The following is a 15,801-nucleotide window of genomic DNA, read 5'->3' as shown; positions in this document are numbered from 1 at the left end:
GCGACGGGCATGAGTCAATTTATAACGGCTCATGGCTGGCGACTGTCTCGCCTCACTGTGAAGGAAATTGAACATGGCTCTCTCCTCCAAAGGCACTGCACTGATCACTGGCGCCTCTTCCGGCATCGGCGCGGTGTATGCCGACCGTCTCGCCCGGCAGGGTTATGACCTGATTCTGGTTGCTCGCAGCCGGGCAAAACTCAATGCCCTGGCCAACCACCTGAGTGACGCGACCGGCCAAACGGTGGAAGTGGTCGCCGCGGATTTGAAAGACAAGGCCGACTTGCTGCGGGTCGAACAGATTCTGCGTAGCGACGCGAGCATCACCCTGTTGGTCAACAACGCCGGAGTCGGCGCGGTCATGCCGTTGCTCGACAGCCCCGTGGATGACATGGAAGACATGATCACCCTCAATATCACCGCGCTGACACGCCTGGCCTTTGCTGCGGCACCGGGCTTCGTCGCGCGTGGTGCCGGGACCGTGATCAACATTTCCTCGATCGTCGCCATCGCCCCGGAAATCCTCAACGGCGTGTACGGCGGGACCAAGGCCTTTGTCCTGGGGCTGAGCCAATCGATGCATCGTGAACTTGCAGATAAAGGCATTCGTATCCAGGCGGTACTGCCGGGCGCGACCGCCACCGACTTCTGGAGCGAGGCGGGCAACCCGGTGGAGAACTTGCCACAGGAGATCGTGATGTCCGCCGAAGACATGGTCGATGCCGCATTGGTGGGATTGGAGAGGGGGGAAGTGGTGACGATTCCGGGACTGCACGACGGGGGGCAGTGGGATCGCTACGAAGCGCAGCGCCAAGTGCTGTCCGGGTTGTTCGGCAACTCCACGGCAGCGGCGCGATATCGTTAAACGACAATGGCACGCCTCGCCCACGTAAAACTGTAGGAGCCAGGCTTGCCGGCGAAGAACGATGACGCGGCACAGCAGATACACCGCGGCGTCTGGTTCGCCGGCAAGCCTGGCTCCTACAGGTAGGGGCAATACGTTGGGCTCTAATGACCGGCCGGAACGCCTTCCTGGACGAGGATGGCGCGAGCCAGGTCTTCGTCGCTTGCGCTGTTGAGGTCAGGATGTTCCTGGCGAATGCGCTGCAATACCTGCTCCAGATAAGCGCCACGAATCGCACCGCCACTGGCCACGAAGCTGGAGGCGTCATCGCGGGCGGGAATCATCAGTTTGTGGTCCTTGAACGTCGAGTACAGCGAGGCGGAAACCCCGGCCGAAGTGGCGACATCGCCTGCATCCACTTTGGCCATAACGGAGCCGACGGGTAAGCACAGCAAAAGGGAAGAAACGATAATCAGACGGCGCATGACGTTGTCCTCTGAAGGCATGATGCAAAAAGAAAGTACCTCACCTTTTAAGATGCATGGCGGTCGTCAGGAGTTCCCGTGTCGATGTTTTGCAGCGTATTTTCAGCGCGAAAACCGGTTGCGATAATCCCGTGGCGAAACCCCGAGGTTGCGCTGAAAAGTCAGGCGCATTCGCTCTTCATCCCCAAAGCCGCACAGCCGGGAAATCTGATCGATATTGCGCTCTGAATCTTCCAGCAGTCGCCGCGCCGCTTCCACTCGCAGCACTTCCACGGCCTTGGCCGGGGTGCGACCGGTCTTGAGCTTGTAGACCCGGGCGAAGTTGCGCGGGCTCATTTGCACTTGTTGGGCGAGCCGGTCGATGGTGAGGTTTTCACCGGCCAGGTTTTGCGTGATCCACAGGTGCAGGTCGTCGAAGACCGCCCCCTCGCTGGTTTGCGCTTGCAGCAATTGGCTGTACTGGGCCTGGCCACCGGGGCGCTTGAGGAACACCACCATTTCCCGTGCCGTCAGCAGTGCCAGCTCACGTCCGCAATCTTCTTCGACCAACGCCAGTGCCAGGTCGATCCCGGCGCTGACCCCGGCGGAAGTCCAGACTGAACCCTGCTGGACAAAGATCGCATCGTTGTCGACTTCGATGGACGGATGGCGCTCCTTGAGCATGCCGCACATCGCCCAATGGGTGGCGGCGCGCCGACCTTCGAGCAATCCGGCTTCGGCCAGCAGGAACGTGCCGCTGCACACCGAAGCGGTGCGCCTGGCTTTGCTCGATGCCTGTTTGAGCCAGTCGACCAGGCTCAGGGAGTTGTTCATCGCCAGAATAATCGCCGGGGCCCCGGGAACGATCAGCGTGTCGATCGTTTGGTCGTCGAAGGTGCTCAATGGCACGGTGTCGACGGCCAGACCTTCTGCAGTGTGGATCAGACCACCGGCCAGGCTGGCGGTCTGCAGTTTGTAACCGGGCAAATCGCTGCTGTTGAGGTAGCGGGAGGCCGCCCAGAATACGGTTTGCGCGCCGGTCAGGTCCAGCAGGCCCATTCCCGGGTAGGCGAGGAATACGATCAGACGCGGTTGGTCGGACGGGGACTCGGAGGTGTCGGAAGTGCTGGCGATATCGTTCATAGGCTTCTGTATTGACGCGTTGGAATAATGATAATTCGCAAACGGCATAAGCGTTATCGCAGCTGGTCGGCTGTCAGGATTTCAGGGTTTTATGTCACTTGGCCGGGAAAACTTCAACCAGTAGGCGCTGCCTGCGGCTCCTACAGGATTTGCGGCTGCATGTTGAATTTATGGCGTGACACGCATCTGTAGGAGCCGGCTTGCTGGCGATGCGATGGAGGCCGTCATGCCGCCATCGCTGGCAAGCCAGCTCCTATTGGTCGTTCAGTTGTTCACCGGCTCGTATTTCCTGGTGCTGATCTTCTTCGTGGTCATGGCCATGCTGCTGGCGATATTCTCCAGCCTGATCGATTACCGGGAGCGAGGGCTGGTTTGATGAGCGTTGATGTCGACTGCGTGGTGGTCGGGGCCGGGGTAGTGGGCCTGGCGGTAGCCAGGGCCCTGGCCATGAGCGGGCGCGAAGTGATCCTGGTCGAGGCCGGCGAAGGGATTGGCGTGGGCATCAGTTCGCGCAATTCCGAAGTGATCCACGCCGGGATCTATTACCCGAGCGGCAGTCTCAAGGCGCAGTTGTGCGTGGAGGGCAAGCAACGTCTTTACGCCTTCTGCGACGAGCGCGGCGTCAATTATCAGCGGCTGGGCAAGTTGATCGTGGCCACCGATGATGCGCAGCGTGTGGCCTTGCAGGGTTTGCTGGAGCAGGGCCGGCGCAATGGCGTCGACGACCTGCAATGGCTGGATGCCGGTCAGGCGCGGGCGCTGGAACCTGAGTTGTCCTGCGTTGCAGCGCTGTGGTCGCCGTCCACCGGAATCGTCGATTCCCATGGCTTGATGCGCTGCAGGCCGATGCCGAAGCCTGGGGCGCGTCGCTGGCCTTGCATACGCCGCTGTTGTCGGCGCGGTGCACCGAACAGGGCTTCGAACTGCACATGGGCGGCGCCGAGTCCATGACCTTGAGCTGCCGCGGGCTGATCAACTGTGCGGGATTGTCCGCGCCCGAAGTGGCGAGCCGTATCGTCGGCCTGCCAGCGCAATACGTTCCCGAGGCGCGATTTTGCAAAGGCAGCTATTTCAGTTACAGCGGCCGAGCGCCGTTCCGGCATCTGGTGTACCCGGCGCCGGAAAGCGCCGGGCTGGGTGTGCACATGACCCTCGATCTCGGCGGTCAGGCGCGTTTCGGGCCGGATGTGGAATGGGTCGACAGGGTCGATTACCGCGTGAATCCAGGACGGGCCGACGGCTTTTACGAGGCGATCCGGCGTTACTGGCCAGGCTTGCCCGCTGCCAGCCTGCAACCGGCCTACAGCGGCATTCGCCCGAAAATCAGCGGCCCAAACGAGCCGGCCACCGACTTCCGCATCAGTGGACCCGCCGAACATGGCGTTCCCGGGCTGGTCAATCTGTTCGGCATCGAATCGCCGGGCCTGACCAGTTGCCTGGCGCTGGCCGAACACGTAATGAACGCCCTGCACCTGTAGGAGCGAGCATGTCGAATCGTCGCACCGTCGCGATGGTCGTCAACGATGACGCTGGGTGCCTGACACCCCGCGCAGTATTCGAGTCCATCGCGAGCAGGCTCGCTCCTACAGGTGTCCGCATTCTACCGGTAATCAGTGCCCGCGCCGCCAGGCGTAGATAGCGCTATCCTTGGAAGATGTGCTCTTCGCCATCGGAGAAGTCTGATGATCAACGTACGCACTGCCCGCATGCTTGCCGATTACAAACAATGGGCCAACCAGCGCCTCTTCGATAACCTGGCGCTACTGCCACCGGGCGAAGTCGAAAAAGAACGCGCCGGGGTCTTCAAGAACATAATCGGCACGCTCAATCACATCTATGTGGTGGACCGTATCTGGCAGGCTCACCTCGAAGGCCGAGGGCACGGCTTCAAAACCTCCCATGACCTGGTGCACCCTGAACTGCCGGTGCTGCGCCTGGCGCAACAGGACGTGGATCGCTGGTACTGCAACTGGTGCGCGAGGCAGACCGATGCCTCGCTGGACAAACCCCTCAGGTTCACCTTCGTTTCCGGCGAAAGCGGCACCATGAGTGCCGGCGCGATGTTGATGCACGTGGTCAATCACGCCAGCTATCACCGCGGCTGGGTGATCCAGATGTACTTCGAAATCCCGGCCATGCCGCCGATGACGGACATGCCGATCTACCTGCGCGAGACCGACCCGCACTTCAACTCGCTTAATGCCCCGGCAGTGGGGCTGACATGTGCTCCACTATTCGCGAGCGCAACCAACGTTCTGCCGGATCGTTATCGTTGACGCCGTTCCAGACCATGGACAGTTCGGACGGCACGATCTCGAACGGCGGGTCGTCGGCGCGCAGCTGGCTGCTGCCATCGATCAGCGCGCAGGCTGCATAATCGGGCACCGAGGCCAGCATGTCGGTGCCCGCCAGCAAGGCGCGCAGGCCCGAGAACTGCGGCACTGCCAGGACCACGCGACGGGAGCGGCCGATTCGCGCCAGGTCATTGTCGATGGCGCCGCTCAAGTCTCCAGAAAACGACACCAGCGCGTGGGGACGCTCGCAGAATTCATCCAGGGTCAGGGGGCCAGGCCGGTCATCGCCGCGCAGGACCTTGACGCTCAAATCCCGCAGCTTCTTGCGCTTGGCGTTGGCCGGCAACTCCGTGGTGTAGCTGATGCCGACGGAAATCTCACCGCTGGCGAGCATCGACGACATCAACAGGTAATTCACCCGGCGCACCACCACCACGACGTTCTGCGCTTCTTCGCGAATCTGCTTGAGCAGCGGCGGAAACAGGCCAAACTCGGCATCGTCGGACAGGCCGATGCGAAACACATCGCGGCTGATGGACGGGTCGAAATCCTTGGCCCGGCTCACCGCCCCGGAAATGGTGTCCATTGCCGGTTGCAGCTCCTTGAGAATCACCAGGGCCCGCGGGGTTGGTTCCAGTACACGCCCATTACGCACCAGCAGCGGGTCGTCGAACAAATCGCGCAACCGGGCGAGTGCCGCACTGACGGCGGGCTGGCCGAGGAACAGCTTCTCCCCGGCGCGGGTCAGGTTTTTTTCGAACATCAGGGTTTCGAAAATCACCAACAGGTTCATGTCCACGCGGCGCAGGTCGTTGCGGTTCATGGTTGGAGGCTCGTCGGGCTTTTGGATCTCTACAGTAAAGCACCAACGTCGATTATGTGGCGGCGCCGATCAGTTCCGCCATAAACCCTGGGATATCGTGGAGTGGCGACGACTTTAAAAATTAGGGACATTTATATTAAAGATTTCATCTTGGGTCTTTCTGATGCGTTCGATGCCCTTTTTAAACGATTTACCCAAATATTCATGGAGTTCTGAATTTATTCTTAGAGCATCAAATCCAGTGATTACACCTGTGTTATCTCGGATAGCCACATTCTCAAGATGTTCTAGCTGATTTTTTATTTTATTAGATTCAGGGAGTCGTTTGACCCGATTGGGATTGATACCTAGTCGTGCGTTCAATTCTTCTGCTACTTTTTTTTGCGACGGCGGTACTGCGTCATTGGATAGAGATCGAAGACTTGGCGATTTTTCTGCATATGCTGGCGTATTTTCGTATGCGGTTCTCGTCTCGGAGAGAAGTTTTTTGAAGCGCGGTGTGGCTTGTTGGCTTGCAAGTTTCTTGTCGTTTTCGAGCTTTTCATAGAGTTTTTGGCGTTGCATACCTTGACTCTTGATCTTTTTTAATCTGTTCATTCCTCTTCTTTCGTTAATTTTTCTACCCAACGAGAACAGGAAATGACGAGAGTGCCCCGTAGGATCAGTCATGTTTACAGGGTCTCCCAAACAATATGCATACGGATTAAGCCCCCCCTCCCAAACGGACTTAAGTTGTCCGGGCTACTAAATCGCATCAACACCGGATTAAACGCCCGATAACCATTACCCAATAAATAATGCCCGGTTACCGGATCAGGCCGTTCGCCATTGAAGCCCAGCAAACTCAGCAACCCATTTTCAGGGTGACGATTTCCGTAGGGCGAATAGGCAATGGGTTGTCGCTGGTTGTTTGATTCGAGCGTATGGAGCACTGAGCACTGCTGATCGGTGGCCAGTAACATCGCGGCGTGTATGTCTTTCTGGCACTGCTGTTGCGCTAGTAACAGGTCACCGTGCTGGACAATTGAATAGCGTGTTGCGCCCTGCATTTCGGTAGCCAGGCGGCTTTTGCAGTAAAAGCGCTGATGCTGCTGCGCTCCTGTTGGTGTTTGGTCGATCAACCGGTCGAGGGCGTCGTAGCGATACTGGCATAGCAGGGATTCGTGTGACGATGGCATGGGCGAGTGCTCCAAAGGTCCAACAGGCAGGCGCTCAGTATTGGTTTTTGCGCTGCGAGTTGGAACTATCAGAACTGCTAGGTATTTTGGCCGATGATTCCCCGTGGCCAGGGAGCTTGGTCCCTCGTCACGGAGTTGGGCAGTACCTACTAAGGCGGGTCGAGTTGATCCAGTGCGCGGTTCACCGCCAGTTCGCCCAGCATGATGACTTGGGCAATGCCCAGCAGGGTGTTGCGGTGCGATCCCTGCAGAAAGCCGGCCAAATCGTTGGCCATGACATTGGCCGAGGCCAGTGATTCGCAAGCGTGGGCGAGCAGGGTTTCGGTGTTGAGTTCCGGGTTGATGGTGAACATCGTGCAGAGTTTGCGCGGGGTGGCTTGGATGTCGGCGGCGGAGGCGGGATTTATGTCTGGTGGATCGGGCGTCGGTTTGAACATGGTTGAAACTCCTCACATCGTAAATAAGGAGCCATCACCTTGCGCTACCAAACGTAGGGTGGTGGCCATGCGCAGGTTGGTAGACCGGGATGCGAGGAGACCGGCGCGCCCGTAGGCGCCCTGTGCATGACCACCATAGAAAGCAGAGACGAAACAATCACTGCAAATGATGATGCTGTGCACTTCGCATGGCGGGCTACCAAACCCGATCGCTGTGTTTTCAGCGACCGACCAACGATAGAGCCCGGCCCCAAGGCGCACAAGCCGGCGGATTCTGGCGTAACCGTAGGCAATGACGCAAGGCGCTGTAGCTTTCATCAAGTTACGCTGACAACCGTTAAACATGTGCCTTAAACAGACACCGCCATCGCGAGCAAGCTCGCTCCCACATTGGGTCTGCAGATATCGCAAATTCTGCATACGACACCAATCAACTGTGTGCTCGCGATAGCGGTGTGTCAGTCACGTAGAAGTTGAATGTGCTAATTGAATACCTCAGCTCAACGCCATCTCCGGGCAGCGCAAGGCATTGGTGGCCAACAGGGCCTCGATTTCCTCCTCGGAAAAAGAGAACTCCCGCAACACCGCTCGCGAATGCTCGCCATTGTCCGGCGCCGGTGCATAAGGCGTCTGCGCCGCCTCCAGGCTGTTGATCGGAAACCCTGGCACCCGGACCACGCCGTGCTGCGAGTGGTGCAGATCCACCAGCATGCCATTGCTGGCGATCTGCGGATGGTTCAGTACGTCGTTGTAGTCGCTGACCTTCGAACAAAGGATGTCGGCCTCGCGCAGTACTTGCAGCCAGTGTGCAGTGGTGCGGGCGCGGAACACGTCTGTCAGCGCCGCGCACATGGCTTCACGATGCACCACGCGCTGCGCCGAGGTGGCGAAACGTGGGTCATCGATCCATTCCGGATGCCCGAGCACGCCGCACAACGCCGGCCAGCGGTTGCCGTTGTAGGCGGCGACCATCAGCCAGCCATCCGCCGCTTCAAACGCTTCGTTGGGCGCGGAATAGGGCGCGGCACTGCCGATGCGGGTTGGCAGCTTGCCATCGCAGAGGAAACTGGCCAGCGACGCCTGTTGCAGCGCCAGTGCCGAGTTCATCAGGCTGACGTCGAGGTGCCCGCCGAGGCCGTCGTTGTCCCGGGCGTGCAACTTGGCCAAAACCGCCATGCACGCCATATAACCTGTGACCACATCGACCACCGGTGCCTGCACCTTGGACGGCGCGGAGCCTGGCGTGCCGATCAGGCTCATCAGCCCGGAATCAGCTTGCAGAATGCCGTCGACACCGGCCCGATCTGCGTAGGGACCTTGCTGGCCATAGGCGGAAATCGAGCAGTAGATCAGGTCCGGTTTCAACTCAGCCAAGGCCTCGTAACCCAAGCCCAGCCGGGCCATGACGCCGGGGCGCATGCTTTCCACCAGTACATCGGCCTGCAATACCAGGCGTTTGATCACCGCTGCGCTGTCTGGGTGTTTCAGGTCCAGACTCAGGCCCAGTTTGCCGCGATTGAACCCGTGAAACAGCGCGCTATCTTCGCCGACCCAGGCCGGGCCGAGGGTGCGGCCCAACTCGCCTTCGTGGGGTTCGACCTTGATCACCCGCGCGCCCATGTCGGCCATCAGCATGGTTGCCGTGGGGCCGGCGGCGATCTGGGTGAAGTCGAGGACGGTCAGGCCATCCAGAGCTTTGCGTAACATGTTCGCCTCCTCGGGCCGTTAGCGCCCGGTGTAATTCGGCGTGCGTTTTTCGGCGAATGCCTGGCGGCCCTCGATGCGATCTTCGGTATCGCGAAGCACGCCCCAATACAGCTCGGTCAGGCGTTGGGCCTCGCGATCGCTCAAATGCGCGGTGCTGCGGGCCAGGGTTTGCAAGGCCTGAATCGCCAGCGGTGCTTGCCGGGCAATCAATTGCGCCAGTTCCATTGCTCGGTTCAGCAAGGCTGCGCGGCTGTCCAGGCGTTCGGAGATCAAACCGATGGACTCGGCACGAACAGCGTCGATGCGTGCGCCGGTCAGGGCCATTTGCAGCGCGTGGGCCGGTGGCACGGCGCGCATCAGTCGATGCAGACCGCTGACTGCCGGGATCGAGCCGACCACTGCTTCGGGCAAACCGAAGGTGGCGCTGTCGCTGGCGATGCGCAGGTCGCATTGCAACGCCAGCTCCAGGCCACCGCCGAGGCAGTGGCCATTGATCGCGGCGATCAACGGCTTGTGCAGGTCCAGATCAGTGAGGTCCATCTGGCGGATATAGAGCCCGGCATCTGCCGCTGCATCGTTGGCCAAGAACAGCGCCTCGGCATAGGAGGCCTTTGATTGCCGCGTGCTCTTGAGGTCGGCACCGACGCAGAACGCCCGTTCACCGCTGCCGGTAATGACGGCGGCGCGCAGTTCACGACGGTCGCGCACTTGCAGCAGATGACCGCGCAGGGCTTGCAGCGAGTCCAGGTCGAGGGCGTTGAGCGCTTGCGGCCGATCCAGGGTGATCAGCGCCACGGCGCCGTGTATTTCGAAGGTGACTGACATGGCGCTCACCTCACACACTGGCCGAGGACAGACTGCGTCCGCCACAGACATACAGGGTTTGCCCGGTGACGTAGCTGCTGGCCGGGGCGAGGAAAAACTCCACGGCGTTGGCGATGTCATCGGGCGTGCCGATGCGTTTCACCGGCACGGTGTCCTTGAGTTTCGCCTGCACTTCGGGGGCGAAACTCTGGAACAGCGGCGTGTCGACGATGCCCGGTGCGATGGCATTGACGGTGATGCCCTTGGCGGCGAACTCAATGGCCAGGCTGCGGGTCAGGCTGACCACGCCACCCTTGGCTGCCGAATAGTTGGCCTGGCCGAAACCGCCGAGCCAGGCTCGCGAAGACATGTTGACGATGCGTCCAAAGGCGTTCTCCAACATCAGCGGCAGGGCCGCCTTGCAGCAGAGAAATTGCGCCCTCAGGTTGGTATCCACCACCAGGTCCCAGTCTTGTTCGGTCATGTTGAGGAAGCGTTTATCGCGCACCACGCCGGCGTTGTTCACCAGGAAATCCAAGCGATTATGGGCCTCGCGAATTTGTGCGAATGCCGCGTTGACGGCCTCGCCTTCGGTCAGGTCGAGGGCGATGCCGGCAACCTGTAAATCTTCAGCCAGCAAAGCCTCGATGCTGCTGTTCAGCGCCTGTTCGTCGCGGTCCAGCAGGTAGACAAAAACACCTTGTTGCGCCAAGCGGTGCGCAATGCTCAGGCCGATGCCACGTGCCGCGCCGGTAACAACAGCGACTTGACCAATAGAAAAGTTGTTCATGGCTTCAGACTCCAAGAATGTGCACGGCGGACGCCGCATGGTCGACCCCGGCGATACCGCCGCCGGTGCATTGCGCCAGGCCCAGGCGCGGGGTGCCTGCCTGGCGGTCGCCGGCGCGACCCTGCAACTGCCAGAACAACTCGACCATTTGCGCAACGCCCGTGGCGCCCAATGGATGCCCCTTGGCCAGCAGACCGCCGCTTGGATTGACCGGCACTCGGCCGCCAAGCGATGTGGCGCCCGAATGCAGCAGCGCGACGGCGTCACCCGGCGCGGCCAGCCCCAGGGCTTCGTAATACAGCAGCTCGGCGATGGTGAAGGCGTCGTGCAACTCGACCACGCCGATGTCGGTCGGGGAAACACCGGCCTGTTCATAGGCCAGGCGCGCGGCGCGGGCGGTGATTTCGGCGTCGAGAATGTCCTCGTCACCGCTCTCGCGCAGGCCCGACACGATGATCGAGCCCAGTACTTTTACGTCTTTGCTGTGTGGGCCCGGCTTGTTGCCCAGCACCAGCGCGGCGGCGCCGTCCACTTGCGACGGGCAGCACTGCAGCAGGGTCAGCGGGTCGGCGATCATCCGTGAGGCCAGTACTTCTTCGAGCGTCACTTCTGTGCGTTGCTGGGCGAATGGGTTGAGTGAGCCGTGACGGCGGTTCTTCACTGCCACGGCGGCGAGGTCGGCAGGCTTGGCGTCGCGCTCGTGGAGGAAACGCGTGCCGCGCATCGCGTAGACCGCTGGCAAGACCATTCCAGCCGTGGCGTACAGATCGGTCATGCGGTCGTTGCGCTGCATCGGGATCATACCGCCGCCCAGGGCGGTCAGTTGCTCGATGCCAAACACCAGCACCCGCTCGTACTGCCCGGCCAGCAAGGCGTGACGCGCCAGATGCACCGCCGTGGCGCCGCTGGCACAGGCGTTTTCGATGTTGTAGACCGGAATGCCCTTGAGTCCCAGGTCACGCAGGATCACCTGGCCGAGGATCATCCCGCCCAGCACGTTGGCGCAGTACACCGCCTGGATGTCGGCCAGTTGCAGGCCGGCATCGGCCACTGCATCCAGAATCGCCCGTTGCGCCAGTTCCGGCGCCATCACGCCTGGGTGACGGCCGAAGACGGTCATCGCGCCGCCCATTACATGCATCTGGCTCATGGACGTGCCTCCAGGGATTGGAAAACGTAGCCGTAGGTGTCGTCGGCGATCACCCGCCATTTGTCGCCGATGGCGGCGCGGGCAGGGCTGTCGATCAGGCGCCCGAACAAACGCACCTGGCCGGGCAGGTCGACGTAGGCGAGGACGAAGGGTGGCAGGCCGCTTTTCGGGCTCGGGTGCATGATGGTGAAGCTGTAGACCTGGCCCTCGGTGTCGAGGACGGTGTCGTCGAACTGGCTGCTCAGCGGCGATTCATCAATCACGGCAGGGAAGAAGATTTCACCGCTGTGGCGATGGCGCGAGGCGCGCAGGCTCGGCGGCGTGGTGGCGGCCCAGACGGGCGTGGAAAAACTCATGATGACCTCCTGTTGTTATGGGCTCGCGAGCGAGCGCTGGAGGTCATGGTCGGGCAGGGGCGGGAGGTCCGACAAACGATATAAAAACCGGGGTGGGTTGAGAAAAAATCAAGCCATGGAGAATACTAAACCTGTGGGAGCGAGCCTGCTCGCGATGACGGTGGGGCAGTCGAAAAAGATGCTGAATGTGCCGGCCTCATCGCGAGCAGGCTCACTCCCACAGTGGATCTGCGGCGAACACCAAAGCTTTGTACGACATCGATCAACAGTGGGAGCGAGCCTGCTCGCGATGGCGGTGGGTCAGCCGAAACAGATGTTGAGTGTGCCGGCCTCATCGCGAGCAGGCTCGCTCCCACAGGTATGGTGTTCAGCCTGTCAGCCTTGCAATGTCACACCTGCCAAGCGCTCCAGCACCTGCACGACATTCGTCATATCCCGCGCCGGATCACCCTCGCTCAGTGCCTGATCGAAGAACTGCTTCACCACCGAACTGGTAAACACTGGTGCCCCGGCATTCTCCGCTTCGGCCAGAAACAGCCTCACATCCTTGCGCATCAGATCCAGACGAAAGCCGAAATCGAATTCCCGGCGCATCACAGTCCCCGCAAGTATCTGTTCGCTGGTGAAACTGCGCGCGGTGCTCGCGTTGAGCATCTCGACCATCTGCCGCGCATCGAGCCCGGCCTTGACCCCGAACAGCATGGCTTCACTGGTGGCGACCAGGGTTGCGGCGACGATCATGTTGTTGACCAGTTTCAGGGTTTGCCCCAATCCCGGCTCCGTTCCAATGTGTTCGACTTTCTTGCCGAACGCCGCGAATACCGACTCGCAGCGTTGGTAGGCGGCAAGGTCACCGCCCACCATCACCGACAACGTGCCGTTCTGCGCGCCGGCGACACCCCCGGCCAACGGCGCATCGAGAGCGTCGATGCCGCGTTCGGCGAGTTCGGCGTGCAGGCGCCGGGCCAGGCTCGGGGCGGTGGTGGAGTGGTCGACCAGGATGTTGATCTGTTGGCCGTGGATCACCCCGTCGGCCCCCAGCACCACGCGTTCGACAATGTCCGGCGTGGGTACACAGATCAGCACGATTTGCGCATGGTCGGCCACTTGCCGAGGCGTTGCATGTTGGCGCGCGCCCTGTGCCAGTAGAGGCGCCAGGGCGAGCGGGTTGGGGTCGAACAGGTTCAGGTCGAAGCCCTTGTCGAGCAGATGGCGGGCCATTTTCTGGCCCATGGCACCGAGGCCGATAAAGCCGATGGAAGGGCGATCAGGAGTAGTCATGACGGGTCTCTTTTTTTGTCGTCGGAGACCCATGCTAGTCATGCCGGTAAATGACCGACAAAGCAGTTTTACGCCGCGCTGCGTTGACTAAATCTCAAGCCTGATCGCGGGTGATACGCGCCTGCTCAAGCAACCACTCGCGGAAAATCCGCAGGTCGTCACTTTCCTCGCGGTGCCGCGGCGTCAGCAGGTAATAGGTGTACACGCCCATGTCCACCACCTGCTCGAACGGCCGGATCAAACTGCCATCCTGCAACTCCTTGCTGACCATGAACAGCTGCGCCATGGCGATGCCCTGACCGCCGACCGCGGCGGCGTAGACCATCGAAGAACTCTGGTAGGACATGCCGGCCAGGGCATCCACTTCGCGACTGACCCCGGCGGCTTCCAGCCAGTAGCGCCAGTCTTCGGGGCGGGCGATGGAATGCAGCATGGTGTAGCCGGCGATGTCGGCCGGGGTTTGCAATCCCGGACCGTGTTGCAACAGTGACGGGCTGCACACCGGTGCCAATTGGTTGTCACTGAGCACATAGCAATTGCAGTTGGGCCATTCGCCGGAACCGAGGCGGATCGCAGCGTCGATGTCTTCCTTGTAGAAATCCACCGGCTCCAGCGATGCAGTCAGCAGCACTTCAATCTTGGGGTTCTGCGCATGAAAACTCGCCAGCCGCGGAATCAACCACTGCATGGCGAACGTGGTGTAGGCGCGCACCTTGAGCTGGCGGCGGCGGGGCGGTGACATGAGTTTTTTGGTTGCCCCGCGCAGGTCTTCGACCACCCGCGCCACCGCACGGAAATACTGCTCGCCGGCAGCGGTGAGGGTGATCTGCCGGTGGCCGCGCACGAACAGATCGAGCTTGAGAAATTCTTCCAGGGTGCGGATCTGCCGACTGACCGCTCCCGGCGTGACGTTCAATTCATCGGCGGCCAGGGTGATGCTCAGATGCCGGGCGACGGACTCGAATGCGCGGATGGCATTGAGGGGAGGCAGACGATCCATAGTGGGCAAACCCTTGTTCTTATGGGAGGAGCGGCGCGCAGTGTACGTAATGAAGAGCCTAAACCCACTTGATTAAAACTCAAGGCAGCGGGGTGTTTTTCTCGATTGTCGGGCCCGGGCCTGGCTTTCAGGATCGACGTTCGCGCGCCTGTCCGGGGCGTGCTCGAACCTGACAACAATAAGAGAAACGCGCCCATGAACAACGCCTTCCCAATGCTTTCACGCCTGGCTGTTTGCATCGCAGCCAGCACCGTATTCAATCCGGCCTGCGCCGATATTTTTCAGGACAGCAAGGCCAATCTTGAGCTGCGCAATTACTACTTCAATCGCGATTTTCGCCAATCCGGCGTGGCCCAGAGCAAGGCCGAGGAGTGGGCGCAGGGTTTGATCCTGCGGGTTGAATCGGGCTACACCGAAGGCCTGATTGGCGTCGGTTTCGACGCCATTGGCCTGGTCGGTATCAAGCTCGACTCCGCGCCGGACCGCAGCGGCACCGGCTTGCTCAACACCGCGCGCGGGCCCGGCGGACGCGCCGAAGACCAGTACGGCGCACTCGGCGCCACCGGCAAACTGCGCCTGGCCAAGAGCACCCTGAAAGCCGGAACGCTGCTGCCGAAAATGCCGGTGGTGATGTACAACGACTCGCGCCTGCTGCCGCAAACCTTTCGTGGTGCCTGGCTCAACAGTGCCGATGTCGACAACCTGTCCCTGGACTTCGGCCGCCTCGACCAGACCAAACTGCGCAATTCCTCCGACTTTGAGGACATGAGCGTCTACAACGGCGTGGCGCGCAACATCCGCCTTGGCCGTCATGCCACCAGTGACCGTTTCGACTTTGCCGGGGCCACGTATCGCTGGACGCCATCGCTGAGCACGGCTTATCACTACGGTGAGCTCGAAGGGATTTACCGCCAGCATTACCTGACCCTCAACCACAAATGGGCGATCAGCGAAGGGCAGACTTTCAGCTCCGACCTGCGCTGGGCCCGTAGCCTCGACAGCGGCGGCAGCAATGTCGACAATTCGGCTCTTGGTGCGATGTTCACCTACAGCGCCAGCGGCCACTCGGTGGGCCTGGGGTATCAACGCATGAGTGGCGACACGGGTTTCGCCAACATCAATGGCACCGATGGCTACCTGGTCAATCTGGTGCAGATCAACGATTTCGGCAACCAGGACGAGCGTTCATGGCAGGCGCGCTATGACTACAACTTTACCGCGCTGGGCATTCCGGGCCTGACCTTCATGACCCGTTATCTGTCGGGTGAGGACGTCAGCGTGCGCACTCGCGCCAGGGCGGGCAAAGAGTGGGAGCGTGATTCCGAATTGGGTTATGTGATCCAGAGCGGACCGTTGAAGAACCTTGGGGTGAAGTGGAAAAACGCCAGTGCGCGGAGCAATTTTTCCAGTGATATTGATGAGAATCGGTTGATCGTTACGTATTCGTTGGCACTGTGGTGATATGCCTGATCAAACCGCAAAACCTGTGGGAGCGAGCTTGCTCCGGGCGGCGCTCCGACGATAGCGGTG

General features: G+C 60.8%; 17 protein-coding genes and 1 pseudogene. 5 read left to right on the top strand and 13 right to left on the bottom strand.

What is annotated here, in order from left to right; genetic code table 11:
- Nucleotides 1–73: 73 nt before the first annotated feature.
- Nucleotides 74–865, top strand: a complete 792-nt coding sequence (locus ACA054_RS20355; protein WP_497685868.1) for an SDR family NAD(P)-dependent oxidoreductase — start codon at nt 74–76, stop codon at nt 863–865.
- Nucleotides 866–1,008: 143 nt separating this feature from the next.
- Here the strand turns inward: ACA054_RS20355 and ACA054_RS20350 are convergent, their stop codons facing one another.
- On the bottom strand, nt 1,009–1,329 hold the full coding sequence (locus ACA054_RS20350; protein ID WP_497685867.1) for a DUF2388 domain-containing protein: 321 nt from the start codon (nt 1,327–1,329) through the stop codon (nt 1,009–1,011).
- Between the two features lie 102 nt (nt 1,330–1,431).
- Nucleotides 1,432–2,451, bottom strand: a complete 1,020-nt coding sequence (locus tag ACA054_RS20345) for a GlxA family transcriptional regulator (protein ID WP_497685866.1) — start codon at nt 2,449–2,451, stop codon at nt 1,432–1,434.
- Between the two features lie 226 nt (nt 2,452–2,677).
- Between ACA054_RS20345 and ACA054_RS20340 the strand changes: the two genes are divergently transcribed.
- From ACA054_RS20340 to ACA054_RS20330, 3 genes and pseudogenes are all read left to right on the top strand, one after another.
- Nucleotides 2,678–2,827 (top strand): hypothetical protein, encoded by a 150-nt coding sequence (locus ACA054_RS20340; protein ID WP_497690408.1) that lies wholly within the window; start codon nt 2,678–2,680, stop codon nt 2,825–2,827.
- Nucleotides 2,827–3,929, top strand: a pseudogene (locus ACA054_RS20335) (NAD(P)/FAD-dependent oxidoreductase). Before ACA054_RS20340 ends, ACA054_RS20335 begins: the two are co-directional and overlap by 1 nt.
- Nucleotides 3,930–4,133: 204 nt before the next feature.
- Nucleotides 4,134–4,727 (top strand): DinB family protein, encoded by a 594-nt coding sequence (locus ACA054_RS20330; protein WP_497685865.1) that lies wholly within the window; start codon nt 4,134–4,136, stop codon nt 4,725–4,727.
- Here the strand turns inward: ACA054_RS20330 and ACA054_RS20325 are convergent.
- From ACA054_RS20325 to gcvA, 11 genes are all read right to left on the bottom strand, one after another.
- Nucleotides 4,648–5,568: a LysR substrate-binding domain-containing protein gene (locus ACA054_RS20325; protein ID WP_497685864.1), complete on the bottom strand. Its 921-nt coding sequence runs from the start codon at nt 5,566–5,568 to the stop codon at nt 4,648–4,650. The genes ACA054_RS20330 and ACA054_RS20325 overlap by 80 nt on opposite strands.
- A 114-nt stretch (nt 5,569–5,682) precedes the next feature.
- Nucleotides 5,683–6,237 carry a hypothetical protein gene (locus tag ACA054_RS20320; protein ID WP_497685863.1) on the bottom strand — a complete coding sequence of 185 codons (555 nt, stop codon included), beginning with the start codon at nt 6,235–6,237 and terminating at the stop codon, nt 5,683–5,685.
- 2 nt (nt 6,238–6,239) lie between these two features.
- Nucleotides 6,240–6,746: an RHS repeat-associated core domain-containing protein gene (locus ACA054_RS20315; protein ID WP_497685862.1), complete on the bottom strand. Its 507-nt coding sequence runs from the start codon at nt 6,744–6,746 to the stop codon at nt 6,240–6,242.
- A 149-nt stretch (nt 6,747–6,895) separates the two neighbouring features.
- Nucleotides 6,896–7,183, bottom strand: coding sequence for a DUF6124 family protein (locus tag ACA054_RS20310; protein ID WP_497685861.1), 288 nt, complete (start codon nt 7,181–7,183; stop codon nt 6,896–6,898).
- A gap of 495 nt (nt 7,184–7,678) precedes the next feature.
- Nucleotides 7,679–8,890, bottom strand: a complete 1,212-nt coding sequence (locus tag ACA054_RS20305; protein ID WP_497685860.1) for a CaiB/BaiF CoA transferase family protein — start codon at nt 8,888–8,890, stop codon at nt 7,679–7,681.
- Nucleotides 8,891–8,908: 18 nt separating this feature from the next.
- Nucleotides 8,909–9,715 (bottom strand): enoyl-CoA hydratase/isomerase family protein, encoded by an 807-nt coding sequence (locus ACA054_RS20300; protein ID WP_497685859.1) that lies wholly within the window; start codon nt 9,713–9,715, stop codon nt 8,909–8,911.
- A 10-nt stretch (nt 9,716–9,725) separates the two neighbouring features.
- The gene (locus tag ACA054_RS20295) at nt 9,726–10,484 is read right to left on the bottom strand and encodes an SDR family NAD(P)-dependent oxidoreductase (protein WP_497685858.1); all 759 of its coding nucleotides are present in this window, start codon (nt 10,482–10,484) and stop codon (nt 9,726–9,728) included.
- A gap of 4 nt (nt 10,485–10,488) precedes the next feature.
- A complete protein-coding gene (locus ACA054_RS20290; RefSeq protein ID WP_497685857.1) occupies nt 10,489–11,634 on the bottom strand; it encodes a thiolase family protein in 1,146 nt (381 codons plus the stop codon).
- On the bottom strand, nt 11,631–11,990 hold the full coding sequence (locus tag ACA054_RS20285; protein ID WP_497685856.1) for a Zn-ribbon domain-containing OB-fold protein: 360 nt from the start codon (nt 11,988–11,990) through the stop codon (nt 11,631–11,633). Before ACA054_RS20285 ends, ACA054_RS20290 begins: the two co-directional genes overlap by 4 nt.
- Before the next feature lie 375 nt (nt 11,991–12,365).
- Nucleotides 12,366–13,271 (bottom strand): NAD(P)-dependent oxidoreductase, encoded by a 906-nt coding sequence (locus tag ACA054_RS20280; protein ID WP_497685855.1) that lies wholly within the window; start codon nt 13,269–13,271, stop codon nt 12,366–12,368.
- 94 nt (nt 13,272–13,365) lie between these two features.
- Nucleotides 13,366–14,271, bottom strand: a complete 906-nt coding sequence (gcvA, locus tag ACA054_RS20275; protein WP_497685854.1) for a transcriptional regulator GcvA — start codon at nt 14,269–14,271, stop codon at nt 13,366–13,368.
- A gap of 195 nt (nt 14,272–14,466) precedes the next feature.
- Here gcvA and ACA054_RS20270 point away from each other — a divergent pair, with 195 nt between their 5' ends.
- The gene (locus ACA054_RS20270) at nt 14,467–15,732 is read left to right on the top strand and encodes an OprD family porin (RefSeq protein ID WP_497685853.1); all 1,266 of its coding nucleotides are present in this window, start codon (nt 14,467–14,469) and stop codon (nt 15,730–15,732) included.
- Nucleotides 15,733–15,801: the final 69 nt, after the last annotated feature.

The sequence above is a fragment of the Pseudomonas sp. LBUM1653 genome (genome assembly GCF_059716115.1).
The sequence above is the reverse complement of the archived record's forward strand: the minus strand, read 5'-3'. Positions and strand labels throughout refer to the sequence as shown.